Raw genomic sequence first — 25,861 nt, forward strand, 5'->3', positions numbered from 1 at the left:
AGCTGATCAAGCTCGCCCGCAGGGCGGCTGAAATCGCTGAAATGCTCATAACGCGAGAAGCCCAAGACAGACCGACACTCCGTTTGGCAATATCCAATGGCCGTGTGAGAAATCCGGGTTAGCTCTTTATTAACCACACCGGAGCGTAATGGCGAAGCCGGGTCGCGCTGCGAGCGCGCCGTGCTCGAAGGTGAAGGCTATGGGGACGATATTGACATTTCCGCGCGACCGCCTGCGGCAGGGGACAGGGACTGCGCATGAAGGGCCGGCGGAGATCGTGATCTTTCCGGGTGTCCGGATCGAACGCTATGATTTCAGCCTGGCCGACCGTTTGCCGCCGCCGCGCCGCCGCGGCCGCCCGTCGCGCATGCAGGCGCTCGACTTCGAGCGCGGCGACTAGCTCGCCACCTGCCTTCTGCTCTTCAGTATTCCTGCCGTGTCGGGGTGATCGTCAGCTCCTGCAGGATCACGTTCTGCGGCATCTGATAGGCGAAGAGGATCGTGTCGGCGACATCCTTGGCTGCGATGGCGCCAACCGCTTCCTTGCCCTTGCTCCAGAATTCCCGCGCCGCCTCGTTCAGCATGGTCTTGTCGATCTCCGATTCGGTGAGCCCGGGCGACACGACGATCACCCGCACGTCGAAGGGAGCCATGTTGCGGCGCGCGCCCTCGCTCACCGCATGGACGAAATACTTGGTGCCGCAATAGACATCGTGGCTCGGATAGGATTTTCGCCCCGCGATCGAGGAAATATTGATGATGGTGCCGTGCCGGCGCGCCTGCATGGCCGGCATCACCGCATGCATGCAGTTGAGGACGCCGGTGCAGTTGATGTCGATGAGATCGCGCCATTCCTCGGGGTTCTGTTCCTCCAGCCTGGCGAGGCGCGCGATCCCGGCATTGTTGACCAGACAATCCACCGGGCCATGCCGGGCCTCGCCCTCCGCGATGGCCGCGATGACGGCAGCGCGGTCACGCACATCGGCCGAAAGGCAGACGGACTTGCCGAGCCCCAGCTCGTGCAGCGGTTCGATCCGGCGTCCGATCAGGAGGAGCGGATATCCCGCTTGCGCGAAGGCCAGCGCTGTGGCCTTGCCGATACCGGTGCCCGCACCCGTGATCATGACCAGCGGCTTGTCGGCCATCATTGTTCTCCCCCGATAGTTGGACGACTGTCCGCTGATGAGAGCGTGGCTGCGGCGGGCCTGTCAATGGCGACGAATCGCCGAAGCTTCACGGAAGCGCGTTCTGGCTCGCGGTAAAGGTGCAGGCCGAGCGCGACAGGATGTCCGTGAAGAGCTTGCGCTGCTCGGGATAGTCGAGCGCCATCCAGAACACCGCGATGCCGCGCGGCTCGGGCACCTCGACCGACCACCCATCGCTCAGTGCCCGGGCATTTTCCGACTGCTCGCTGCTGAGGATGTCCGAGAGATCGGGGGCGCGTTTCACCGTCAGCTTGAACCTGTCGATGCCGGCCTGGCGGTCGTTGATCGTGTAGAGGTCAGCGCCCTTGTTGGAATAAAGAGTGAGCGACCAGAAAGTATCGGGCATCTCCGCGGCGATCGACAATTCGCCGTCGCCGATATCGAAGACACATTTGGCTGAAACCGCCTCATTCTCCGTCTCGCCGAGCAGGCGCATCTGCGCAGCGGCGTCGAGCAGCACGAAGCGGTTGACCGGGGCATCCTCGCTCTCGCCGACCATGAGGCGCTGCATGGCGAAGGATGGCGCGATGAGAACATAGCTCAGATGCGTCACGGCACCGATGACGAGGGCGACGGCGAGCCAGAACAGCCAGGCTCTCATGTGCAGGCCTCGCGCCGGATATGCGGCAGCGTCACCACGGCGGCGCCGGCATTGAGGCCCGACCCCGGGCGCAGCTTGAGCACCAGTTCGAAGCGCGAGAGGTCACGCGGATTGATCCAGTTGCCGGCCTTGGGCTGGCGCGAGATGGTTATGCGCATGCTCCCGTCAGGTTCGCCGATGAGCTGCGATGAGGTGAGGGAAATGGCGGCCGGCTGGCTGTTGTCCTCGTCGGCCAGCGCCAGATGCCACCAGCGTGCCGTGAGGCGGGGGCCTTCGATGACATAGTCGCAGGACGCATCGAGCGCGGCGCCTTCGTCATCGTAGCGGGCCTCGAACAACAGTTCCTGGCCGAGTGTCGGCGGCAGGCGGCCGAACATTAGATAATGCGCGTTCACATAGGGATTGCGGATCGAGGTGGTGCCCGAGAACCATGACTTCCACGGCCCCCCGCCTGCCGTCATCGCCGTCGCCGTCTTCTCGACCGACCATTGCGCGCTGACAATGCCGATGATACCGCCGAGGAAAAGGACGCCGACGCCCTTGATTAAGGATCCGAGCCTCATATGCGATGCCGTCCGGTGGTCATTTGAGGTCAGCGGTCACGCGGCTTGATCTTCATGAACTTCACGTTGGAGCCGCGCTTCTTCTTGCCGGTATTGGCATCGGGCAGCACCAGCACGGCATCCTTCTTCTTGCGCTTGGCCTTACGGTTGCCGTCATCATCATTGCCGAAGATGCTGAACATGTCCTTCAGCACGTTGACCACAGGGTCGTCCGATTCGCGCGGCCTGACGATGGCGACATCTTCATCGGGCGGCGGAGCGGCCTTCTGGCGCTTGGCCGGCTTGGTCACTTTCACGGCGGGATCGGACTTGGTCTCGGGCGTCACGACCGCCACCTGGTCCGTTCCGTCATCCGGCGGGGTTTCGGTATCGGCGATCGTATCGTCGGCACTCATGTCCGGAACATCGTCGAGTGGCGGCGCCGGATTCTCCAGCGCATATTGGGCATAGCGCGACTCCATCGGGACGCCCGGCAAGGCGGCGCCGACTTGCTGCTGCTCGGCCCTGAGCATGACTTCCTTCCACGCGGCGGCGGGCAGGAGGCCACCGGTCACGTTCTTCATCGGCGTGAAGTCGTCATTGCCGAACCAAACACCCGTCACGTAATGGGCGGTGTAACCGATGAACCATGCATCGCGGTAGCTCTGATTGGTGCCGGTCTTGCCGGCCTGAGGGGTGAAGCCGAGAAGGGCGCGCCGGCCGGTGCCGCTTTCGACGACGGCATTCATCATGTGATTGAGCTCGGCGATCTTCTCTTCCGGCACCGCATGGACGGGCTCTTCCTTCGGCTCCTTGCTGCGGCTGTAGATAACATCGCCATTCGGCCGTCTGATTTCGAGGACCGTATAGGGCTTGGGCACGATACCGCCGGTGGCGAAAGTGCCATAGGCGGTGGTGAGATCGAAAAGCGTCATGGCGCTGGTGCCGAGCACCATGGGCGGCCAGGTCTCGAGCTCGGCCTTGAGGCCGACCTTATGCGCCGTTTCGATGATGGCAGGCCGGCCGAAATCCATCGACAGGCGGACCGGGACTGAATTGTAGGATTTCGCCAGCGCGGTGGTCAGCGAAACACGTCCGCCATACTTGCCTGTATAGTTGCGCGGCGCCCAGCCGCCGACCGAGACCGGGCCGTCGAGCACGACCGTGTCCGGTGTGTAGCCATTGAGCAGGGCGGCCAGATAGACGAAGGGTTTGAAGGACGAGCCTGGCTGGCGCATCGCGTCGGTGGCGCGGTTGAACTGACTGTTCTCGTAGTCGCGTCCGCCGACGATGGCCCTGACCGCGCCGTCGGTCGCCATCGTCACCACCGCCGCCTGGGTCGCGTGATATTGCGGGCCTTCGGTGTCGAGCACCTTGTTGATGATGCGCTGGGAGGTTTCCTGCAGCTTCGCATTGATGGTGGTCTTGACCTCGATCACATAGTCGCCGGTGATGTGCTTGGCATCGATGACGGCAAGCGTGTCCGCATAGGCCTTGTCGAGGAACCAGTCGGGGCTGGCGATCGCCGGCGAATTGACGAGGTCTGCGGGTTCACGCCGCGCCTGCACCAGCTGGCCCTGGGTGATGAAACCCGCATCGAGCATGCGGTAGAGCACGACATTGGCGCGGGCGCGGGCCTGTTCCATGCTGACATGCGGCGCATATTTGGACGGCGCCTTGAACAGACCGGCCAGCATCGCCGCTTCCGCCAGGTTGACGTCGCGGATCGACTTGCCGAAGTAATATTGCGCCGCCGCCTCGACACCGTAATTGCCGCCGCCGAGATAGGAGCGGTCGAGATAGAGCTTGAGGATCTGGTCCTTCGACAGCCTGGCCTCGATCCACATGCTGAGGAACGCTTCGTGGACTTTGCGCTGGATCGTGCGCTCGGGGCTCAGGAACAGGTTCTTGGCCACCTGCTGGGTGATCGACGAGCCACCCTGCACCACGTCATTGGCACGTGCATTCTGGATGATGGCGCGGAAGGTGCCGAGCACGTCGACGCCGAAATGCTGGTAGAAGCGCGCATCCTCGGTGGCGAGCACCGCCTTGATCACATGCGGCGGGATATCCTCGAGCGGGATGGCGTCGTCCTGGCGGATGCCGCGCCGGCCGATGATCTCGCCATTGTCGTCGGTGAAGGTGATGGCGAAGTCGCGCCCCTTGTTCCAGACATCGCCGGTGCCGGAGAAGGGCGGCAGCGCGAAAGCGAGAAGCCCGAAGGCGGCGACGGTGCCGAAAGTCGCCATGTCGTCGGTGAGGTCGATGACGACGCGCTTGATGCCGGAGAGCCGGAAGCGATAGACGAAGGAGGAATAGGCCGACACGCTGCGGCGCAGCCAGTCGAATGTTTCGTAGACGGCCGAACTCACATAGGAGTCTAGCCACATCATCGTCTGGTAGGAACCTTTTTTGGGAGCTTTGGCCAAGATCGACGTCCGTTGTCCTGTGCCAGGCTTTTATCACTGGTCGCCGGGCGGTTTCCACCTACTTCAAAATTATGACGGAATGGGGCCGGAAAGTCTGGTGGTCGCCCCCCGATTTCCATGGCAAAACCGGCCGCCATGAACACAAAGCGGTTACCGGCCGGAGGGCCCGGGCCTCATATCGTCATCCTTGCCGGCGGCACTGCCTCGCGCAATGTCACCATCGCGCTGACCCGCCAGGGGGCGCGAGTGACGCGAATCGTGCCCGCCTGGGATTCGGGCGGCTCCTCCAAGCTCATCCGCGAGCGCCTGGGCATATTGCCGGTCGGCGACATCCGCCAGGCCCTGATGACCATGGCCTATGCCGAAGGCCATTCCGGCGATGTCGTGCGCATATGCAACGCCAGGCTTTCCGAGACGGGATCGCAGGCCGAGCTTGTGCGCGAGCTGGCGTTCTATTCGCAAGGCACCCATCCGGCCCTCAAGGCGATGAAACCGGGCCTTGCCGAGGCCATCCTGCGCTATCTCGGCATCTTCATGGCCGCTGCCGGCAAGGATTTCGACCTGAGGCGCGGCAGCATCGGCAATTTCATCCTGTCGGGGGCGCTGCTTGCTGCGGAGGGTGACATCAATGCCGCCATTCGCGCTTTCCGGTCGCTATGCGGCATCTCGGGTCACGTATGGCCGGTGTCGCGCGACCCTGATCTGCTGCTCGTGGCCGAACTCAAAGACATGCGGCGCATCGAAGGCCAGCACCGGATCACCGGCATGGCGCCGGCCGACGCCGCCGTCGGTATCGCCTCTGTGGCACTCACTGAAGCCCATCCCAATCCCGAGGCGCTCGTGGCGATCCGCGCCGCCGATGGCGTGATTTACGGGCCGGGGAGCTTCTATACCAGCATCCTGCCGCATCTGCTTGTCGGCGACATCGCCACGACGATTGCCAAGGCACAGGTGCCGAAGATACTCATCGGCAACATGCTGGAAGATAGTGAGACCCGTGGGCTTGCGCTCGATGACATGGCGCGCCGCCTGTTCGGCATCGCCGACGGGGCGCCCGTCCTGACCCACATCCTCGCCCATGAAGGGGCGGTGCCGGTCGCCCGGGTCGTTGGGGCCTCGCGCTTCGTGGCGCGTGCGCCTGTGCCCGCGACTGGTGCCGATATCATCGCCCGCGACTTCGAAGACCCCTGGCATCGCGGCCAGCACGATGCCGGGCTCTTGACCGCGACGATTTTGCATCTCCTGCGGAAGGGCTTATGACACAGCCGATGAGCGCGCCCTTCTGGAAGACAAAGACGCTGGCCGAAATGAGCCCCGAGGAGTGGGAAAGCCTGTGCGACGGCTGCGGGCGCTGCTGTCTCGTCAAGCTCGAGGACGAAGATACCGGCAAGATTCACTTCACCAATCTCGCCTGCAAGCTGCTCGACCGGCAGACCTGCCGATGCAGCGACTACGCCAACCGCAGCGCGCGCGTGCCTGACTGCGTGCGCCTGACGCCTGAGAATGTCAGCGAGCTCAACTGGCTGCCCGATAGTTGCGCCTATCGCCGACTGGCGCGGGGCCAGACGCTCGCCTGGTGGCATCCGTTGGTTTCGGGCCGCAAGGCGAGCGTGGCCGAGGCCGGTATTTCAGTCCGGGGCCAGGTTCGCTCCGAGGAAGGCGTCGGCGAGAGCGAGTACGAGGATCATCTGTGGAAATTGCCGCGGGCGCGCAAGCCGGTCTCCTCCTGATCCCATGGCTCGGCGTGGGCGGCGGCGATCAGTTTTTCCGCGCCTGTTGCGCCAAGGTCACAGTGTCCCTTCTTCTGTGATGGTGAGAATCAAGCAAATTCAGTCATTTGCTGAATGTGTGCCGGGATAGTGCAAATACCAGCGCCGCATCAAGCGGCTGGCCCGACCCGGCTTTATGACTTAACCTTCATCCCCGACTCACGTGATTGCGCAATAACAGCAGGGGACTGAAGGCGGCCGGCGGCGGCCGCCTTTTTCTGTCACAGGATCATCTCGTGGGTGACCGTGTCGATGCCCATGACAGGTCTGAAACCCAGATGCTCGTAGAAGCCGAAGGCGTCTGCCGGCGCCCGCACATGCAGGCGCCTGAAATAGGCGCCGGCATCGGCAAGAATGCCGTCCACCAGCAAGCGGCCGATGCCCGCCCTGCGAAACGCTTCCGCTACATAGAGATGACGGACGCGGCCGGTCTCGCGATCGCCTGCGAAAGGATCGATCGTCCGCCCACCGGCGCCGATGAGCCTGGTGCCGGTAAAGGCGCCGAGCAGGATCTCGCCGCGCTGCTCGAAACGGTTGCTGCCGCTTGCCCATCCGTCCCTGAGGCGCTCCAGCATCCGGAACCCGCCGCGCCGGCTTTCCGCGAGCAGATCGCCAAATCCCGGCGCCGCGGGCGTAAGGGGCATCAGGAGGTAGGGCGATGACGGGGGCATGCTCCCTCATAGCACGAACGCAGAGCGGCATTGCGCTCTTCGGATAGCGACCGGACGTCCGGGAAGGAGCTTTTCGCCACGCTGTTTCGCGCTTCGGCAGGTTCAGTCGAATTTGCCTGGATTTACCGCAGCGGATACCGTTTTGCGGTGCCCGGAGCGGCTTATCTGCGGGCTGCGAACTGCTTCACGCAAGCGTGAGAAAATCTCGAAAAACCCCCTATTTTGCGCGGGTTTACGGGCGGCTGACCAGACAGCTCAACTATTCATGCGAGGTTCATGTTGCAGCGCGTAGTTTCGGCGCAGGAAGGATCGAGGATGCGTCGGAAACTCACCATAGTCGCCCTTGCGGTGATGATGCTGGCTGGCGGAGAGCCTGCGTTCGCGCAGTCTCCGAACCTCCAGATTCAGGTGAAGCCGCCGCAGCTCCGCATCCAGCCCAAGGTCAACAAGGCGCCGATCATTCGCCCGACCGTCCCGCCCTCCATCATAACCAGGAATATCATGGCAGTAATGCCGACCGCCAAGGTTCTCAAGCTGGTGACTTTGCCGAGCGGAGACTTCGTTGCCACGATCAGGGTCGAGGACAGGGTCAGGAAGATTCGAGTTGATGGCGAGACGGGCGCGGTGCAGAACTGAGCCCGGATTCGAGCCTGGTGTGAGCAGGGGATAACCATGAGGCTACTCGTCGTTGAAGACGATCCTGATCTGAACCGTCAGCTTGTGACGGCGCTCACCGATGCGGGCTATGTCGTCGATACCGCCAAGGATGGCGAGGAAGGCCATTATCTGGGCGAGACCGAGCCCTATGACGCCGTCATCCTCGACTTGGGCCTCCCCGTCCTCGACGGGGTGAGCGTGCTCGAGAAATGGCGCCGCAACGACAAGAAGATGCCGGTGCTGATCCTGACCGCCCGCGACCGCTGGAGCGACAAGGTGCAGGGCTTCGATGCCGGCGCCGATGATTACGTCGCCAAGCCCTTCCACATGGAAGAAGTGCTGGCGCGGGTGCGTGCTTTGCTGCGCCGCTCTGCCGGCCATGCCTCGAGCGAGATTGCCTGCGGTCCGCTGCTCCTCGACACCAAGAGTGCCCGCGTCACCGTCGACGGCAACGCCATCAAGCTCACCTCGCTTGAATTCCGGCTGCTCGCCTATCTCATGCACCACAAGGGCAAGGTGGTGTCACGCACCGAGCTCGTCGAGCATCTCTATGATCAGGACTTCGATCGTGATTCGAACACCATCGAGGTGTTCGTCGGCCGTCTGCGCAAGAAGCTCGGCGTCGACGTGTTGAGGACCATCCGCGGCATGGGATATTGCGTGTCCGAGCCGGATGATGCGGCGTAACTCACTCGCCTTCCGGCTCGTCGTCTCTTCCGCCATCGTCGCCATCATCCTGCTGGTCAGCGCCGCCGTGCTGCTGGCGAGCCTGTTTCAGGCAGCGCTCGAGCGCAATTTCGACGCAAGGCTGCGCGCCGTGATGGATGGCCTTCTCGCCAATGTCGAGGTCAAGCGCGACGGCTCGCCCGGCATCCAGAGCGAGCTTGCCGACACGCGCTTCACGCTGCCGCTGTCCGGCTGGTACTGGCAGGTGACGCCGCCCAAGCGGGGCATGGCCGATCTGGCCTCGCCTTCGCTTCTGGAGAAGCGTCTGGTGCCGAGCGCTGAAAACCTGGCCATGCGGGACTCCGATGGTATCGCGCATTTCTATCTGGATGACGTGAATGGCACGCGGCTGCGCGTCATGGAGCAGCGCTACAAGCTGTTCGACAAGGCCGATCAATATTCCTTTCTGGTCGCCGGCAATTTCGACGAGCTGAAGGCCGAGGCCACCGCCTTCCGCCAGACGCTGGTCGCCATGCTGACGCTGCTGGGGCTTGGCCTTCTGGTGGCCATCCTTGTCCAGGTCCGTTTCGGCCTGCGGCCGCTGCGCACCCTGCAGGCCAAGCTGACGGCGATTCGCGAGGGCCGGGCGGAAAGGCTGGAAGGCTCCTACCCCGAAGAGATCCAGCCGGTTTCGGACGAGCTCAATCTTCTCATCCAGGCCAATTCCGAGATCGTCGAGCGCGCCCGCACCCAGGTCGGCAATCTGGCCCATGCGCTGAAGACGCCGCTCAGCGTTCTCAACAACGAGGCGAAACTGCAGCCGGGCGCCCTCGCCGACAAGGTGTCGGAGCAGGCCAGTGTGATGCGTGACCAGGTCAGCATGTATCTCGATCGTGCGAGGCGCGCCGCGCGCGCCCAGACGCTCGGATCGATTACCGAGGTGGAGCCGGTGCTGGCCGCACTGGCGCGCACGCTGGAACGCATCCATCTCGACAAGCGCGTCAAGATCACGGTGGAGGTTCCGCGCGGCACCAAATTCCGCGGTGAAAAGCAAGATCTCGAAGAGATGGCGGGCAATCTGCTCGACAATGCCTGCAAATGGGCAATCCGACAGGTGAATGTCGCGGTCGGGCCCAGCATGGATGCGCCACCCGATGGCCGTTTGTGGATCGATGTGGTGGTGGGCGATGACGGTCCGGGCCTGCCGCCGGAGAAGCTGAAAGAGCCGCCGGTGCGGGGCCGGCGCCTTGACGAGACAAAGCCGGGTTCCGGACTGGGGCTCTCCATCGTGGCCGAGACGGCTGCAATGTACGGTGGCGGCATAAGATTAGATAAGTCAAACTTGGGTGGTCTTGCAGTCAAGCTGCGACTTCCGGCTGTGGTTTAGCTTGCGACTAAAGTCTACATTTGCCCCTGCGCAAATTTCTATTGTCATAAGTGCCTGAACTGCGCGCCGAAAACAGGGCAAGGTCAGGCGCTGGAGGGGGAGCCATTGGCGTAAAATGCTGAAAATTATTTGATTTTGGGAATATGTATTATATTTTCGTTGGACCCCTATCCAGAGAGCAGCAGATGCACAAAATTCAGGACAGGGACGGACGTTTCAATTTTTGGTCGCACAGACAAGTTCGGTAGGGTGCTGTCTGCAAATTGCCCCCGGTCGCGGGCGCACCCCTATCGGGGGAGCGGGTTCTAAGGGACCCGCTCCCTTTTGAATTTGGCATGACCGGTCAGCCTAGGCCTTTCCACATTCCGGGCGCGATTCATCCAGCGTGAAGTATTTCTCATTGCTGTTGGTGATTCTGTATTCTGAAATACTTCGGTGAGAGAAGGTTAGATTGCTGTTTCTTGCAGAAATACTTTGATAACAAAGCTGATTCATATTTCGCCCTAAGGAAATCCAATTTCCCGGGAGGGTGTCATGTGGAAAGCATCACGGTGCCTGGCATATCTGGTTTCTCTTGCCGGTTTTGCGACGGCGATTCAGGCCGCTGAAGTGACCAGCAATCTGAGCGTCACGATCACCATCACGAATGAATGCACCGCCGGGGCGACATCGCCGGTCAATTTCGGCAGCCATGGCGTGTTGAACGCCAATTTCGATGCCACCGGCAACATCTCGGTCACCTGCACCACCAGTGCACCCTATACGATAGGCCTGGGCGCTGGCACCGGCTCGGGCGCCACTCTTGCCGCCCGCAAGATGACGGGGCCGGGCAGCGCCACGGTCACCTATCAGCTCTACCGAGATTCCGGTCGATCCTTGAACTGGGGCGACCTCGCCAGCGGCGATACCCTGACCGGCACGGGCACGGGCAGCGCCCAGACCATCGACGTCTATGGCCGCGTCGCCAGCCAGACGACGCCTCCGGCCGGAACCTATGACGATACCGTGCTGGTCACGGTCAGCTATTGATCCTTGCTCATGTTGCGCCATTTCGGGGTATTCGTCCTTTTCGCCACGGCGTGCCTTGCCGGCCGGCCGGATGCAGATGCCGCGTCGATCAGCGTGTCGCCCATCCTGATCGACAGGGCGGCCTCCGGCAACACCGCCGCGGTGACCTTGCAGACGCCGGGCAGCGAGCCGGTGCGGGTCCAGCTGCGGGTTTTCCGCTGGACCCAGGTTGACGGCAAGGATCAGCTGGAGCCGACGCGCGATGTGGTGGCAAGTCCGCCCATGCTCAGAATTGCTCCGGGTACGGATTATACCGTGCGTGTCGTGCGCTTGCTGAAGCGCCCGGCGGCGGGCGAGGAAAGCTACCGGCTCCTGATAGATCAGCTGCCGGAGCCCAGGGCCAGGAAGGCCAACCAGGTCAATCTCGTCATCCGGCATTCGATCCCGGTGTTCTTCCGGATGGGCGATGAACGCCCGCCGGTGATCGGGTGGACGGCGGCGCGAACGAAGCGTGGGCTGGTGATCACCGCCCGCAATGACGGCGACCGCCGCTTCAAGCTGGCCAATCTCGTCGTCAAGACGACATCAGGCAAGGTGCTTCGCCGCATCAACGGCCTGGCCGGTTACGTGCTTGGCCATTCGGCCATGAGCTGGACGATCCCCGGCAACGTGGCGGCGGGCAGCGGACTTGAGATCGCAGGACTGGGAGAGGGTGGACCCTTCCATGGAACGAGCTTGGTCAAGCCGTCTCCATAAAGCTCTTGCCGTCGGACTTGCAGTTCTGGGCCTGTCGACGACCGCCGCTCAATCGAACGAGCTGGCGAAGGCCGATCGATTGGCGCCGGCCGATGTGCAGGAGAGCTCATGGACGAAGGCCGCCGAAATGCAGCCTCTCGCAGCGTCTCCTGTTGTGGAAGGACCTGTCTTGCTGCAGCTTGAAACCTTCATCAATGGTGTCTCGACGGGCCTGATCGGGTCGTTCCGGCGCGCACCGGACGGCGCGCTCAGCGCGACTGCAGACGAGCTGAGCGAGCTGGGACTCGTGCCGGTGGATGCCGCGCGTGCGGCGGATGGCATGATCGAGCTTGGCCGGCTTCCGGGCGTTAGCCATGAATATGACGAGGCCGCCCAGGCGATCAGGTTCACGGCGGGCGACAGGCAGCGCATTCCCCGCCGGCTCGGGGCGGAAAGCCGCGATGAAACACGCCCCGCGGCCGAGCGCGGTTTTGGCGCGCTGGTGAACTATGCGCTGACGGCCAATTTCGACACCACCGACTATACGCATCTGCCGGACTATAGTGGCGCCTTCGGATATTTCGATGGCCGCGTCTTCACGCCCTGGGGAACGCTCGACAGCTCCTTTTCGGCGCGCAGTACCCGCGAGCCCGGTGAATATGTGACCCGGCTGGACACGGCCTGGGTCTATTCCGACCCCGGCAGCCTCAGGACCTATGTCGCGGGCGACTTCATTTCGAGCGGCCTTGCCTGGACGCGGCCGATCCGCATGGGCGGCCTGCAGGTCCGCCGCAATTTCGCCCTGCGGCCCGACCTGGTGACGCTGCCGATACCGGAGCTCTCCGGATCCGCGGCCGTGCCTTCCGCGCTCGAGATCTATGTCAATGGTGTCAGGAGCTATGCAAATGACATACCCGGCGGTCCCTTCGTGGTCGACAATCTTCCCGCCGTCACCGGTCCCGGCCTTGCGCGCGTCGTCGTGCGCGACACAGCCACGGGCCAGGAGACAGAGACCGAGGTTGCATTCTACGCCTCCGCGCGGCTGCTGCGGCCGGGGCTTGCCGACTATGCCGTCGAAGCGGGCTTTGCGCGCACTGACTACGGCATCTCGTCCGACTCCTACGACGGTGATGCGATCGCCAGCGCCAGCTGGCGTTATGGCTTGAGCGACCGTTTGACGCTCGAGGCCCATGGCGAAGGTGGCGCCGGTCTTTTGAACGGCGGCGCTGGCATCGTCCTTGGCCTCGGCGGCTGGGGCGTCGGCAGCATCGCCGGCGCCTGGAGTGGCGTCGATGGCGAGCAGGGCTTCCTCATCGCCGGCTCGCTCGAAACCGCCTTTGGCGATTGGCGGCTCTTCCTGCGCAGCCAGCGCAGCTTCGAGGACTATAATGACCTCGCGTCGGTGACTGCCGACGGCTTCAAGGAGGACCTGCATTTCTTCTCGGCCACCCCGCCCCGCGCGCTCGACCAGATCTCCCTCTCGATCCCGCTTTTTGTCGATGCATCCTCGCTCAATCTGAGCTTTACCCACATCAAGAACGCTGCCGATGAATCCGAGATTGTCGGCCTGTCCTATGATCGGCCGTTCTTCGCCGACTCCACGCTCTTCGCCACCGCCTATGCCGATCTCGGCGACAGTGATGAGGTCGGCGTCTATGCCGGCATCTCGATGCAATTGGGTGGCAATATCAGTGCCGGCGCCGGTCTCGAATATGCAGGTGGCCACACCAATGCTTTTGTCGATGCGGTTAAGCCCGACCAGGATATCGAGGGGAGCGTCGGTTGGCGCATCCACGCGGGCCTTGGCGAGGAAGTGAATTCACGCGCCGCGGCAAGCTATGTGGGCCGCCATGCGCGGCTGGAGGCCGGCGCCCGGCAATATGGCAGGAGCGTGAACCTGGCCGCCCAGCTGCGCGGCTCCGTCATCGCCGCCGGCGGCGACGTCTTCTTCGCGCGCGAGATCGATGATTCTTTTGCCGTTGTCGATGTCGGCGCGCCGGATGTGGAGGTCAGCGCCGCCAATCGGCCCGTCGGCCGGTCGGGCCGTTCGGGCAAGGTGATTGTTCCGCGTCTCAGCGCCTATGAAAGGAACCGGATCGCCATCGATCCCGCGAATCTTCCGGTCGACGCCGACATTCCGGAAACCAGCCGGATCGTCGTGCCGGCCGACAAGACCGGCATCGTCGTGTCCTTCAGGGCCAAGGCGGATGGCCGTGCCGCCCTCGTCCGGTTCATCGATGCCGGCGGTCGTCCTCTCGATGCCGGGCTGGCGGGCCGCAGCGCCGAGGGCGGCGAGGAGTTCATCGTCGGCTATGACGGCGAGGCCTATCTCACCGGCCTCTCACCCTCGAACGCCGTCACCATCGATCTCATGGATGGGAGCACGTGTCATGCGCGCTTCGATTTCTACAAAGCCGCAGGCGAGCAGAAGCTGATATCGGGAGTCCTCTGCCAATGAGGTGCACAGGCATGTGGCTCATACTGCTGGCCCTGATGACGGTTCTCACCGCCGGGCGGGCGGACGCCATGACCTGCACCGCCAGCATCGGTTCGCCGGTGGTATTTTCCGGCATCGACATTCTCTCGGGCGGCCCCGTCGACGCGTCATCGACGCTCGATGTCACTTGTACCGTCAACACGCTCGACGGCGCGGTCGGGGCGCTGCTCAACATCACGGTATGCCCCAATATCGGCGAGGGCAGCGGCGGATCGGTGTCGGGCACCCGCCAGCTTGTGCGCAGCGGTGGCGGTACGCTCAACTACAACATCTATCAGGACGCGGCGCGTACCGTTCCGTGGGGCCATGTGTCCTTCCCGGCACTGGGCACGGTTCCGCCACTGACCATGAGTGTCACGGTCCCGCTGCTTGGCACAGCGTCGACGTCGACATCGCAACCGGTCTATTTCCGTCTCTTCGGATCGCAGCAGGCCTCGCCGCCCGGTACTTACACGTCGAGCTTTGCCGGATCCCATACGCTGATCCGGGCCGGTATCGGCCTGCTCGGCTGTCCGGGACTCTATCTGATCACATCTTCCCCGCAGGCGCCCTTCACCGTCGAGGCGACCTTTGCCAAGAACTGCACGGTGACGACTCAGAGCGTCAATTTCGGCACCGTCGGAGTGCTCGGCGCCAATGTCGATGCAACGGGGCAGGTGAGCGTGACCTGCACCCAGTCGACCGACTACAGCGCCGGCCTTTCGGTAGGAAGCTTCACCCCGACCACCCGGCGCATGGTGAAAAGCGGGGAATTCATCACCTATGGCCTTTATCGCGATGTCGGCAGGACGCAAGGCTGGGGCGACACGGCAGGCACGATGCCGACCGGGACGGGCTCGGGCGTCACACAGAGCTATACCGTCTATGGCCGCGTCGCGCCGCAAGCCACGCCGTCAGCCGGCACCTATAGCGACACGGTTGTCGTCACGATCACCTACTGAGCATCTGCGGTCCGGGCGACATCGCGGTCGCGCACAAGCCGGACGAGTTCGTGACCGAAGAGCAACTGCGCCGCTGCGAGGACCTGCTCAGGCGACTATGCGCTGAGTAACGGCGCGGTCAGCTTCCGGTCGCGACGAGGACCGGCACGCCACGCTCGCGATAGGGTGTGCGGCCATAGAAGGCGCGATAGCATTTGGAGAAATGCGACGGCGAGGAGAAGCCGCAGGCCAGCGCCACGTTGATCACCGACATATCGGTCTGCAGGAGAAGCGAGCGCGCCTTCTTGAGCCGCAATTCCAGATAGTAGCGCTTGGGCGAGCGGTCGAGATAGCGCCGGAACAGGCGCTCGAGCTGGCGTGCCGACAGGCCGGCCTGGCGCGCGAGCACGCTGGGCGACAAGGGCTCTTCGAGATTGCTCTCCATTTCCTCGATGATGCCGACGAGCTTGGGATGGCGCGCCCCGATGCGCGCCGGCAGCGACATGCGCTGATGCTCGCTGTGGTGGCGGATGGGCGAATGCAGCACCAGCTCGGCGACGTTGGCCGCGAGGTCGGGGCCATGCTGGCTCGCGATGAGCGCCAGCATCATGTCGAGCGCCGAGGTGCCGCCCGCACTGGTGAAGCGATCGCGGTCGATCTCGAATAACCCGCCGGTCGCCTCGATCTCCGGGAAGGCTTCCGAGAAGCCGGGGAGGTTCTCCCAGTGGATGGTGCAGCGGTAGCCGTCGAGTATGTGCGCCTCGGCGAGGATATGGGCGCCGGTGCAGACGGCGCCGATGTCCATGCCGCGCCGCGCCGCCTTGCGCAGCCAGTTGACGAGGCGCTTGTCGACATGGTGCTGGATGTTGAGCCCGCCGCAGACGATGACTGTGTCATGCTCGTTGATCTGGTCGAGGTCGCCGTCGACCATGGCGAGGATGCCATTGGATGCGGCGACCGGCTTGCCGTCGACCGAATGCATCGCCCATTTGTACAGGGGCTTCTCGGCGCAGCGATTGGCGAGCCGGAGTGGCTCGATGGCCGCGGTCGCCGGCATCATGGTGAACTCCGGCACCATGATGAAGGCAAATTTCTGCGGCCATTCCTGGGGCTTGTCGCCAAACATGGGGATCCGTACCTTGGTTCTGGCCCCATAGTACCAATCTACGCCTTTGTCCATCAGCGTCATCGCGAGGCACGAATACGACAAGGGCGGGGATGGTCGGTCGCAACCGAGATTGCCCGTGTCGCAAATTCTCATGCGCCGGGCCGCAGGGCGGTTAATGCTTGGCCAGTCCCGTTCCCGCCCATCCGGAGTTAAAGCTTTGAACATGTTCTCGAAGCTCAAGGTTGAAGAGAGCAGCATGCCGGCCCTCGTTGCGGCTTTTCTGGCGCGGCTCTCGATCGAGATCACCCCCAAGCAGGTTGAAAGGATTGGCCTGCTTAGGGACAGGCTGCCGCAGGGCACCTGCGTCTATGTGGCTTTGATCGACCCGGCGGACATCGCCTTGCAGATCGACGCGGTGGCCGCCATCCGCGCCGCCGGTCTCGAGCCCGTGCCGCATATCCCCGCCCGCTTCGTGCGTGACCGGGATGATCTCGACAGCCGTCTCGCGGCGCTGGCCGAGCGCGGCCAGGTTCGCCAAGCCCTTGTCCTTGGCGGCGGCGCCCCGCAGCCGCTCGGCATCTATGATGCGGCGATCCAGTTGCTCGAGACCGGCCTCTTCCAGGCACATGGCATCCGCAGGATCGGCATGGCCGGCCATCCGGAAGGCAATCCCGATATCATCAAGGCGAAGGGCGAGGCGACGCTCATCGAGGCGCTCCAGGCGAAGCAGTCCTATCTCGCCGCCCACAATATCGATGGCTATATCGCCACCCAGTTTCTGTTCGAGGCGGGGCCGGTGGCCTATTGGGCCAAGGGCCTGCGTGATGCCGGCATCACCCTGCCGGTCCATGTCGGCGTGCCGGGGCCGGCGACCATCAAGACCCTGGTCAAATATGCCGCCATGTGCGGCGTCGGCAATTCGGCCCGCTTCATCCGCAAGCAGGCGCTGAATGTGACCAAGCTGCTGACGGTTTCAAGCCCGGATACCTTTGTCGAGAATCTGGCGAAGCTCCATTTTGAAAAGCCGGAGCTCGGCATTGCCGCACCCCATCTCTATCCGTTCGGCGGCTTCGACAAGCTTCTCGACTGGGTTTCGTCGCGCTCTGCCTGAAAATGGCTCTCGTGCCGTGACTGTTTAACGCCTCAGTTAAAATTCTCTGCAATCCGGTGTCCCGGAAGTGTTTCGATTCCCGAGGATTTAATTCAATTCCTCCTGTCGGCGTGAACCTATTCGATATGAATCTCTGATTCGCGGGGTCGGTAAGCACCCGGTAATCGGGGGACTCCGGCCATTTCCCTGCCCGCCTAAAATATTTTCCACGTTCCGGCCCTGAATCAGGCCTGGATTTCTTGGACAGTTTTCCGGTCTCCGCAAAGCATTCCTCGTTCTTTCCTGACGAAGAGGCCTTTTGTTGCGATTTCGCGACAATGTTTTCCGCAATAGGGAATGTCATCGCGGTAAGGGAATATTAACTACAATAAAACGCAAATAAAATTCTAATATACTCAAATATAGATTTGTTAATAGTAAGTTAACCTAAGTATAGTTTTCGCCTCAGATGCGCATATAGTCTCGATCACGCGTCTGAAACTGAAGATGAGAGTGGACGTAGCAAAAAGTTAATCTCTCAAAACGGCGAGGTGAAATATGAATACGGCAGGAAGAATTAAGATATTGGCGGCGACTGCTTCAATCATTGTGCTGGCCAGCATGGCTGTCCCGGCTCAGGCCGGCAACAGTGACGGCGGACTTAGTGGCGGCGGCGGGCTCGGCGGGCTCGGTGGCGCGGTCGGCGGCGTGGTCGGCGGCGTTACCGGAGCCGTCGGGGGCGTCGTGGGCGGCGTGACCGGTGCGGTTGGCGGCGTGGTCGGCGGCGTTACCGGCGGCGGCCTGACTGGCGGTCAAACGGCCAGCGGCGGTGGCGGCCTTCTGGGCGGCAGCGGTGGCGGCCTTATCAACAACAACAATGGCAAGGGCATTGGCGTGAATGCCGGTGTCGCCAAAGTGGGCGTCGGCCTCTCCACCAAGAAGGGCCTCAAGATCAAGGTGAAGGCCAATGTGCTCAACGCGGTGAAGGCCAAGGCCGGCGTCGGTTTGCTGAACAAGAATGGCCAGCTCGTCGGCGTGAAGGCCAAGGCGAATGCTCTTGGACTTAACGTCAAGACGAAGGCCAAGGTTGGCACCAGCGGCGTCAATGTCGGCCTGTGCGTCGGTAGCTGCAGCAATGGCGGCAGCAATGGCGGCGGTGGCGGTGGCGGTGGCGGCGGTGGCGGCGGCGGCAATGGCGGCGGCAGCAACGGTGGCATCGGCAACGAGATTGCCAGCCTGTCGTCCTACGAGCGGCGCCAGCTCAAGAAGAAGTGTGGCTCTGTCCTGAGTTCGCCGGCCAGCTACAGCCGTGACGCGGTGCAAGTCTGCCGTGTCCTCGCTCAGCTCGCGGGTCTCTAAGCGCTTTCCGCTCGGGTCTTCGGACCCTGGCGACACGGAAAACGCTCCGATTTGGATCTGAGGTGTGACGCAAGCTGCGCGGTTCTTCGGAACCGTGCAGTTTTTTTTGGCGGTGCCGCCGGCCTTTGTACTCGCGGTCAGCGTGCAATCGTGGCGTGCGCCGTCATAAAGGATACGCGCAGTATTAGACTATGGTTATCTTGACCTCGGTTATTGACCGCGGAATCAATAGCGCTCTTGGAAAGCGGCTGCCTGGGTGTATGCCGGAGCGCAGCCTGTATCACGGGGGAAGCGTGATGCTTACGGTCGAGGTGGTGCTCTACGCCGAAGCGGCGGGGGGCAGGAAGGAGCCGATTACCGATATCGGCTATGGCTGTGGCTGCAAGGTTAAGCCGGACGAAGCGTCTGCCTGCGAATGCCGCATCAATTTCTATAACAAATACCCCGTGCGGGCCGGTGAGACGCGCCGGGCCGATATCTTCTTCCTGACCGGGGAAGACGCCGAAGCCTTCTTCCAGGCCGCCGGCAAGTTCTATTTGTACGAGGCCGGCATTATCGGCGAGGCGACGGCTCTCCCGATGCGTGGGCGAGGGCATTTCGGCAAGATCGAATTGGGAGGCAGGCTCCCACGCGAGGAGGCGCGAGCTTCCCGCAAATGACAGCCCACCGCATCCGTGCGGCGGGCTTAAGGGAGGCGGCTAGACCGCTGGAACCGCTTGCTGCCCGAAAGGCTGGATGGCCGCCACCGCGCGGCCATTGGCGAGGAACCATTCCCACGCATAATCCGCATAGGACCGGAACACATAGAGATCGAGGACGTCCGGCCTCTCGCTGACGATGTGGAGGAGGGCTGCGATCTCGGCGAAGCGCAGCCGGCGCACCGTTCCGGCCGCATAATCCGGCGACAGGAGGTCGAGCGAGCATCCTTTCAGCAGGACCGAGCGGGCTGCATGGCCTTCCAGCCGGATGATCGTGCGCATGTCGGAGACATCGACGGCGAAGGAATGGATTTGGGCCAGGGCCTGGCGTAGCGCCGCCAGGAGTTCCTCCGTCCTGGCCCTGGGGCACAGGATGAGCCACTGGTCGGGCGAGAGCCACAAAGCCTGCACCTCGCCCCAGGCGGCGCTGGTGCGCGGTGCCGTCGGCAGATCGAGGCCTAGCACATCCTTGGCCGCGGCCATGAACTTGCCGTCGCCGGCATCGCCCCTGAGATCGATCATGCCGCGCGTGGTGAGCTCGCGGATCTCGATCGCGAGGTCGCCCGGAGCCTCGCGCCCCGTGAGCGCCGTTTCGAGCTGGGCCTCAGACATTCTGACGGCTCCCTTCCTTGTCATAGAAGACCGGATCGGTGATCTTTGCCTTCACCACCTTGTCATCGAGCGGGAAGGAGAGCGTCTCGCCCATGCGGCTGCGGCCATTCTCGATCAGCGCCATGGCGATCGAGTGGTCGAGGGTGGGAGAGTAGTAGGTCGACGTCACCTGGCCGATCATCTCCATCGGTGGCTTGTCCTTGACGGCCCTCACCGCATAGGCCCCGTCGGGCAGCACGTCCTTCGGATCCTCGGTCAGGAGGCCGACCAGCTGCTTGCGGCCCGCACTTCTCAGGAAAGACTGCTCGAGCGAACGCTTGCCGATGAAATCCGCCTTCTTCTTCGACACCAGCCCGTCGAGCCCGACATCGCCGGGCGTCACCGTGCCGTCGGTCTCATCGCCGATGACGATATAGCCCTTTTCGGCGCGCAGAACGTGCAAGGCTTCGGTGCCATAGGCCTCGATACCGAATTCAGCACCGGCGGAAAGGATCGCATCCCACAGGCCGCGTCCGAGATTGGCCGGCGTCGCCACTTCATAGGAAAGTTCGCCCGAGAAGCTGATGCGGTAGATGCGCACCGGATGGGAGCCGAGCTTGCCTTGCTTCATCGCCATATGCGCGAAGCCCTCGGCCGAGATATCGAAATCGGGGCCGAGCTTGGACAGCACCTCGCGCGCCTTGGGTCCGGCAATGGCGAACTGCGCCCATTGCTCGGTGACCGGCGTCACGAACACTTTGTACTGCGTCCACTCCGTCTGCAGCCATTCTTCGAGCCAGGCCGCGATCCGGTCGGCGCCGCCCGATGTCGTATGCATCAGGAAGTGATCGTCGCCGAGGCGCACGGTGACGCCGTCATCGATGAGGAAGCCGAGCTCGTTCATCATGAGCCCATAGCGGCAGCGTCCGACCTTCAGCGTCGAGAACATGTTGGTATAGACGCGGTCGAGGAACTCCGCCGCATCCGGACCCTTGATCTCGATCTTGCCGAGCGTCGAGGCATCGAGCAGCCCGACCTTGTTGCGCACGGCGAGGATCTCACGGTTGATCGACTGGTGCTTGTCTTCGCCGGCGCGCGGATAAGTGTAAGCGCGCCGCCACTGGCCGACTGGCTCGAAGACGGCGTTCTGCGCCTTGTGCCAGCGGAAGATCGGCGTGCGGCGCACGGGAAGGAACAGGTTCTTGGTGAGCGAGCCCGCGATCGAGCCGAAGGAGAAGGGCGTGTAAGGCGGCCGGAAGGTGGTGATGCCGATTTCGGGGATCGTCTTGCCGGTCGCTTCGGCGAGCACGCCGAGCCCGTTGAGATTGGACGTCTTGCCCTGATCGGTCGCCATGCCGAAGGTCGTATAGCGCTTGGTATGCTCGACCGATTCATAGCCCTCGCGCTGGGCGAGCTCGAGATCTGCAGCCGTCACATCGTTCTGGAAATCGATGAAGTGCTTGTTGCCTTCATTGTATTTGCCGGTGGCGGGCGAGAACCAGATCGGCTCCAGCGGCCTCTGCGGCGCGGACTCGGCCTTGGACCGGCCCGCTTTGGGCTCGCCATCCTTTACCGCCGCTTCGCCCGCGGCATAGCCCTCGGCAAGGGCGGCTGCGAGATCCATCGTGCCATTGGCGGCACCCACCGCCTGGATGCGGTCGTGATGCTTGCCGGGCCGGTAGCTCTGCAGCCCGCTGTCGAAAGTGAGTTTGCCGCCATTGTGGCACCACAGATTGACCACCGGATTGAAGCCGCCCGACATGGCGATGAAATCGCACGCGAGCCGGCTTTCATTGACGACGCGGCCCTGGCCCTTGCGCCAGGGCGCGATCTTGACGCCGCTGAGGCTCAAGCCGCCATAGCCGCTCTCGACACCGGCGATCGCATGGCCCGGAATGATCTCGATGCCGGCATTGCGCGCATCGCGCGCCGCGGCGCTGTCGGTTCCCTGGCGCACATCGATGATGCCGGCGACGGCGACGCCCGCCCGCTTGAGCGAAAGGGCCGTCAGATAGGCATCGTCATTATTGGTGAAAACCACGCCCTTCATGCCGGGCGCCACGCCATGGCGCTCGACGAGGCCGCGCGCCGCCGTGGCGAGCATGATGCCCGGCCGGTCATTATTGGCGAAGGCGATCGGCCGTTCCAGCGCTCCGGTGGCGAGGATGACGTGCTTCGCGCGCACCTTCCACAAGCGATGCCGTGGCGTGCCCCTGGCGAGGCCCTCGGGGTCGTGGTCGCTCACCCGCTCGAACAGCATGAGGTGATTGTGGTGCCAGTGGCCGACGGCCGTGGTGCGCGTCATCACATGGACATTGCCGGCTTCGGCGAGGAGTTTGGCGCGGGTGTGCACCCAGTCGAGCTGCGGCGCGCCATCGATCGTGCCGGCGGAAAGATCGGCGACGCCGCCGAAACGCGGGGTCTCATCGCAGATGATGACGCGGGCGCCGGCGGCCTGCGCCGCTTCGGCGGCGGCGAGCCCGGCAATGCCGGCGCCGATGACCAGCACGTCGCAATGCGCGTGCATATGCTCATAGGTGTCGGGATCGCTTCCGGCGGGCGCCTTGCCGAGACCGGCGGCGCGGCGGATCATCGGCTCATAGACATGCTTCCAGAAGGCCTGCGGCCACATGAAGGTCTTGTAGTAGAAGCCGCCGGGAATGAAGCGCGAGAGCTTGCTGTTGAGCGCGCCGATATCGAAATTGAGCGACGGCCAGCGGTTCTGGCTTTGGGCGATAAGCCCGTCATGCAGCTCGACCTGGGGGGCGCGCAGATTGGGCTCGTGGCGCGGACCTTCGCCGATGCCGACCAGCGCATTCATCTCTTCCGAGCCGAGGCCGACGACGCCGCGCGGGCGATGATACTTGAAGCTGCGGCCGAAGACGCGCTGGCCATTGGCGAGCACGGCCGAGGCGACCGTGTCGCCGGCAAAGCCCGTCATGCTTTGCCCATCGAAGGTAAAGCTCACCTTCTTCGAACGGTCGATCAGGCGGCCACCTTGCGCCAGGCGATAGGGCTTGCCGCTCATGATGACTTTCCTTTGCGCGAGGGCTTCGCCGCGTCGAGCTTGTCCTTGAAGAACGCCGCCCATTCCCCGCTTGCCGCTTCCATCAATTCGCGCGGCGGCAGTTCGGTGATGCCGTAAGTGGCCTTGAAATCCATGGTCACCGTATCACGCACCGCATGGAACCACTTGCCGCAGCCGCGGTCGCAGCGCCAGCGCTCGAAATGCAGCCCCTTGGGATTGCGGCGCATGAAGAGATAGTCGCGCTGCGCCGCATCGCTGACCGTCGTGGGATCCTGCGTGGCCGGGCGCCTGATATGCGCCTCGCCGCCATAATGGAAATCCGTCTCGTCGCCCTCGGCGCCGCAGACCGGGCAGTGAACGATCAGCATGGGCGCTGGCTCCTCAGGGTTGTCGTCATCAATGCGCCACCGCCGCCGCGACGCTTTCGTCGATCAGGCGGCCCTCGATGAAGCGGTTGAGGCCGAAGGGCTCGGCGATCGGATGCGGGCGGTCGTTGGCGATCGTATCGGCGAAGACGAAGCCCGAGCCCGGTATGGACTTGAAGCCGCCGGTGCCCCAGCCGCAATTGACATAAAGGCCTTCCACATCGGTCTTGCCGATGATCGGCGAGCGGTCGCCCGTCATGTCGACGATACCGCCCCACATGCGCAGCATCCGCAAGCGCGAGATGATCGGGAAGGTCTCGACCAGCGCCGTCACGGTGTGCTCGAGCGCCGGGAAAGAGCCGCGCTGCGAATAATTGTTGTAGGGATCGGTGCCGCCGCCCACCACCAGCTCACCCTTGTCGGACTGGCTGAGATAGCCATGGACGGTATTGGCCATCACCACGCAGTCGAGCACCGGCTTGATCGGCTCGGACACCAGCGCCTGCAGGCAGAGACTCTCGATCGGCAGCCGCAAGCCCGCCGTCTGCACGATGGTCGAGACATGGCCCGCGGTCACCACGCCGATCTTCTTCGTCTTGATGAAGCCCTTGGACGTCTCGATGCCGGCCACCTTGCCGCCATCGCGGCGGATGGAGAGGACTTCGCAATTCTGGATGATGTCGACGCCGAGGCTGTCGGCGCCCCTGGCATAGCCCCAGGCAACCGCATCATGCCGGCCGGTGCCGCCCCGCGGCTGATAATAGGCGCCGAGGATCGGGTAGCGGCAATTGGGGTCGTCATTGATGATGGGGGCGATCTTCTTCACTTCTTCGGCTGAGATCATCCGGCAATCGAGCCCGGCCAGCCGGTTGGCATGGGCGGTGCGCTTGAAGGCGCGGAACTCATGCTCGGTCTGGCACAGCATCATCACGCCGCGCGGCGAGAACATCACATTGAAATTGAGGTCGCGCGACAGGTCCTCATAGAGCGAGCGGGCGAGCTCGTAGATGGCGATCGAGGGATCCTGCAGATAGTTCGAGCGGATGATGGTGGTGTTGCGCCCGGTATTGCCGCCGCCGAGCCAGCCCTTCTCGACCACCGCGATATTGGCGAGCTTGTGGTTCTTGGCCAGGTAATAGGCGGTGGCGAGGCCGTGGCCGCCGGCGCCCACGATCACCGCGTCATATTCGGATTTGGGCGCCGGGCTGCGCCAGGCGCGCTCCCAGTCCTTGTGGTAATTCATCGCGTTGCGCGCGAGGGAAAAGATCGAATAGCGGGACTTCATGCCACCCCTCTGAGTGATGCCCGCTCTTTATCAAATGGGACATGGGGGCTCCACCGGTTTCCGACGCCCCATTGCTGCCATGCGACAATGCGACGGACCCTTTTGCGAGCCCGGGATATTAGTATCGAGGCGACCACCGGAACTCCCATTGAGCATGTTGAATTTCCTGATTTTTGCGGTACTTGCGGCGGGCGTCGTGCTGGGCGTCTGCTGGCCCGTGCTGAAGGGCAGCACGGCGGGGCCGCGCCGTGCCGACTATGATGAGGTGGTGTTTCGCGACCAGTTGGCGGAGCTCGAGCGCGACCGCGCCCGCGGCCTGATCGCCGAGGCCGAGGCCAAGGCCGCCCGCAACGAGATCGCCCGCCGGCTCATCGCGGCGGATCGCGACAGTCCGGCGGCCGGGGCGCGGGCCTCCGGCAGATGGGCGGCCGTCGCGGCTGCTGCTTTCATTCCGATCTCTGCGCTGGCGCTTTATCTGGCGCTGGGCGCCCCGGGGCAGCCCGATATGCCGCTCCGGGAGCGGCTTGCCAATGCCGTCGCCAATAATGACGTCCAGGCCCTGATGGCCAGGGCCGAGGCGCATCTGGCCGAGAAGCCCGACGATCTGCGTGGCTGGGAGGTCGTGGCCCCCATTTACCGCAGCGCCGAACGTTACGCCGATGCGGCCAGGGCCTATCAAAATATCCTGCGTCTCAAGGGACCTGATGCCGGCACCTATGCCGACCTTGGCGAGATGCTGGTGATCGCCAATGCGGGCCTCGTCCCCAAGGAGGCGGCCCAGGCCTTCGCCGAGGCGCTGAGGCTCGACGCCCGCTCGCCCAAGGCCCGCTTCTATGCCGGCCTCGCCCTCAAGCAGGACGGCAAGCGGGCCGAGGCGCTGACACTCTGGCAAGGGCTGCTTGCCGATACCGGGCCCGATGATTCCTGGCGCGGCGTGCTCGAAGCGCAGATCGCGTCCTTGTCTCCGGGCGCCCCGGTATTGTCGGACGAGCAGGTCGCGGCGGCCCAGTCGATGACCGGCGAGGATCGCGAAAATATGATCCGCGGCATGGTTGACGGTCTGGAGGAGCGGCTTAAATCGGCCCCGGCCGATCTCGAAGGCTGGCAGCGCCTGATCAAGGCGCGCGCCGTCCTCGGGGAAATCGACAAGGCGCGCGCGGCCTATGGCCGGGCGAGAGAGCAGTTCAAGGCCGACACTGCGGCGATGGCCGCTCTCTCGCAAGCGGCGAAGGAGCTCGGTATCGAATAAT

24 protein-coding genes are annotated in these 25,861 nt (G+C 63.5%); 14 read left to right on the forward strand and 10 right to left on the reverse strand.

Features of this window, described 5'->3' with window-relative positions:
* Positions 1-199: 199 nt before the first annotated feature.
* The gene (locus DT068_RS26775) at positions 200-400 is read left to right on the forward strand and encodes a hypothetical protein (RefSeq protein ID WP_119392970.1); all 201 of its coding nucleotides are present in this window, start codon (positions 200-202) and stop codon (positions 398-400) included.
* A gap of 22 nt (positions 401-422) precedes the next feature.
* Here DT068_RS26775 and DT068_RS26780 read toward each other — a convergent pair whose 3' ends face one another.
* The 4 genes from DT068_RS26780 to DT068_RS26795 all read right to left on the reverse strand — a co-directional run bounded on the left by DT068_RS26780 (position 423) and on the right by DT068_RS26795 (position 4,777).
* The gene (locus tag DT068_RS26780) at positions 423-1,148 is read right to left on the reverse strand and encodes an SDR family oxidoreductase (protein WP_162914484.1); all 726 of its coding nucleotides are present in this window, start codon (positions 1,146-1,148) and stop codon (positions 423-425) included.
* A gap of 85 nt (positions 1,149-1,233) precedes the next feature.
* Complete coding sequence (locus DT068_RS26785) at positions 1,234-1,806, reverse strand: hypothetical protein (RefSeq protein ID WP_119392972.1); 573 nt, start codon at positions 1,804-1,806, stop codon at positions 1,234-1,236.
* A complete protein-coding gene (locus tag DT068_RS26790; protein WP_119392973.1) occupies positions 1,803-2,369 on the reverse strand; it encodes a DUF1214 domain-containing protein in 567 nt (188 codons plus the stop codon). The genes DT068_RS26785 and DT068_RS26790 overlap by 4 nt, the downstream gene beginning before the upstream one ends.
* 29 nt (positions 2,370-2,398) lie before the next feature.
* Positions 2,399-4,777, reverse strand: a complete 2,379-nt coding sequence (locus tag DT068_RS26795; protein WP_119392974.1) for a transglycosylase domain-containing protein — start codon at positions 4,775-4,777, stop codon at positions 2,399-2,401.
* A gap of 135 nt (positions 4,778-4,912) precedes the next feature.
* On the opposite strand from DT068_RS26795, the gene DT068_RS26800 reads away from it, so the two are divergent.
* Positions 4,913-6,037, forward strand: a complete 1,125-nt coding sequence (locus DT068_RS26800; RefSeq protein WP_119393065.1) for a gluconeogenesis factor YvcK family protein — start codon at positions 4,913-4,915, stop codon at positions 6,035-6,037.
* A complete protein-coding gene (locus DT068_RS26805; RefSeq protein ID WP_368905276.1) occupies positions 6,034-6,507 on the forward strand; it encodes a YcgN family cysteine cluster protein in 474 nt (157 codons plus the stop codon). Before DT068_RS26800 ends, DT068_RS26805 begins: the two co-directional genes overlap by 4 nt.
* A 260-nt stretch (positions 6,508-6,767) precedes the next feature.
* On the opposite strand, the gene DT068_RS26810 is transcribed toward DT068_RS26805, so the two are convergent.
* Entirely contained in the window at positions 6,768-7,217 is a 450-nt protein-coding gene (locus DT068_RS26810; protein ID WP_119392975.1) for a GNAT family N-acetyltransferase, read from the reverse strand.
* A 315-nt stretch (positions 7,218-7,532) separates the two neighbouring features.
* Between DT068_RS26810 and DT068_RS26815 the strand changes: the two genes are divergently transcribed.
* The 7 genes from DT068_RS26815 to DT068_RS26845 all read left to right on the forward strand — a co-directional run bounded on the left by DT068_RS26815 (position 7,533) and on the right by DT068_RS26845 (position 15,108).
* Complete coding sequence (locus DT068_RS26815) at positions 7,533-7,853, forward strand: hypothetical protein (RefSeq protein WP_162914485.1); 321 nt, start codon at positions 7,533-7,535, stop codon at positions 7,851-7,853.
* Positions 7,854-7,889: 36 nt separating this feature from the next.
* Complete coding sequence (locus tag DT068_RS26820; RefSeq protein ID WP_119392977.1) at positions 7,890-8,561, forward strand: response regulator transcription factor; 672 nt, start codon at positions 7,890-7,892, stop codon at positions 8,559-8,561.
* On the forward strand, positions 8,548-9,927 hold the full coding sequence (locus tag DT068_RS26825; RefSeq protein WP_119392978.1) for a sensor histidine kinase: 1,380 nt from the start codon (positions 8,548-8,550) through the stop codon (positions 9,925-9,927). Before DT068_RS26820 ends, DT068_RS26825 begins: the two co-directional genes overlap by 14 nt.
* A gap of 534 nt (positions 9,928-10,461) precedes the next feature.
* Positions 10,462-10,956: a Csu type fimbrial protein gene (locus DT068_RS26830; RefSeq protein WP_119392979.1), complete on the forward strand. Its 495-nt coding sequence runs from the start codon at positions 10,462-10,464 to the stop codon at positions 10,954-10,956.
* 9 nt (positions 10,957-10,965) lie between these two features.
* Entirely contained in the window at positions 10,966-11,691 is a 726-nt protein-coding gene (locus DT068_RS26835; protein WP_162914486.1) for a fimbrial biogenesis chaperone, read from the forward strand.
* Positions 11,660-14,128: a fimbria/pilus outer membrane usher protein gene (locus DT068_RS26840; protein WP_119392981.1), complete on the forward strand. Its 2,469-nt coding sequence runs from the start codon at positions 11,660-11,662 to the stop codon at positions 14,126-14,128. Before DT068_RS26835 ends, DT068_RS26840 begins: the two co-directional genes overlap by 32 nt.
* 11 nt (positions 14,129-14,139) lie before the next feature.
* Entirely contained in the window at positions 14,140-15,108 is a 969-nt protein-coding gene (locus DT068_RS26845) for a Csu type fimbrial protein (RefSeq protein WP_368905280.1), read from the forward strand.
* A gap of 118 nt (positions 15,109-15,226) precedes the next feature.
* On the opposite strand, the gene DT068_RS26850 is transcribed toward DT068_RS26845, so the two are convergent.
* Positions 15,227-16,267 (reverse strand): GlxA family transcriptional regulator, encoded by a 1,041-nt coding sequence (locus DT068_RS26850; protein WP_368905282.1) that lies wholly within the window; start codon positions 16,265-16,267, stop codon positions 15,227-15,229.
* Between the two features lie 184 nt (positions 16,268-16,451).
* Between DT068_RS26850 and DT068_RS26855 the strand changes: the two genes are divergently transcribed.
* From DT068_RS26855 to DT068_RS26865, 3 genes are all read left to right on the forward strand, one after another.
* On the forward strand, positions 16,452-17,306 hold the full coding sequence (locus DT068_RS26855; RefSeq protein ID WP_162914487.1) for a methylenetetrahydrofolate reductase: 855 nt from the start codon (positions 16,452-16,454) through the stop codon (positions 17,304-17,306).
* A gap of 600 nt (positions 17,307-17,906) precedes the next feature.
* The gene (locus tag DT068_RS26860; RefSeq protein ID WP_162914488.1) at positions 17,907-18,644 is read left to right on the forward strand and encodes a hypothetical protein; all 738 of its coding nucleotides are present in this window, start codon (positions 17,907-17,909) and stop codon (positions 18,642-18,644) included.
* Positions 18,645-18,835: 191 nt separating this feature from the next.
* Positions 18,836-19,303 (forward strand): hypothetical protein, encoded by a 468-nt coding sequence (locus DT068_RS26865; RefSeq protein WP_162914489.1) that lies wholly within the window; start codon positions 18,836-18,838, stop codon positions 19,301-19,303.
* Positions 19,304-19,342: 39 nt separating this feature from the next.
* Here DT068_RS26865 and DT068_RS26870 read toward each other — a convergent pair whose 3' ends face one another.
* From DT068_RS26870 to DT068_RS26885, 4 genes are read right to left on the reverse strand one after another with little or no spacing between them, the layout of a single operon-like run.
* Complete coding sequence (locus DT068_RS26870) at positions 19,343-19,954, reverse strand: sarcosine oxidase subunit gamma (RefSeq protein ID WP_162914490.1); 612 nt, start codon at positions 19,952-19,954, stop codon at positions 19,343-19,345.
* Positions 19,947-22,961, reverse strand: a complete 3,015-nt coding sequence (locus tag DT068_RS26875; protein WP_119392988.1) for a sarcosine oxidase subunit alpha family protein — start codon at positions 22,959-22,961, stop codon at positions 19,947-19,949. The genes DT068_RS26870 and DT068_RS26875 overlap by 8 nt, the downstream gene beginning before the upstream one ends.
* On the reverse strand, positions 22,958-23,329 hold the full coding sequence (locus DT068_RS26880; protein ID WP_119392989.1) for a sarcosine oxidase subunit delta: 372 nt from the start codon (positions 23,327-23,329) through the stop codon (positions 22,958-22,960). Before DT068_RS26880 ends, DT068_RS26875 begins: the two co-directional genes overlap by 4 nt.
* A 28-nt stretch (positions 23,330-23,357) precedes the next feature.
* Entirely contained in the window at positions 23,358-24,611 is a 1,254-nt protein-coding gene (locus DT068_RS26885) for a sarcosine oxidase subunit beta family protein (protein ID WP_119392990.1), read from the reverse strand.
* 154 nt (positions 24,612-24,765) lie between these two features.
* Here DT068_RS26885 and ccmI point away from each other — a divergent pair, with 154 nt between their 5' ends.
* Positions 24,766-25,860, forward strand: a complete 1,095-nt coding sequence (gene ccmI, locus DT068_RS26890; protein ID WP_162914491.1) for a c-type cytochrome biogenesis protein CcmI — start codon at positions 24,766-24,768, stop codon at positions 25,858-25,860.
* Position 25,861 lies beyond the last annotated feature (1 nt).

The organism is Taklimakanibacter lacteus, assembly GCA_003576695.1.
In the GTDB taxonomy this organism is placed as follows: Bacteria; Pseudomonadota; Alphaproteobacteria; order Rhizobiales; family Aestuariivirgaceae; genus Taklimakanibacter; species Taklimakanibacter lacteus.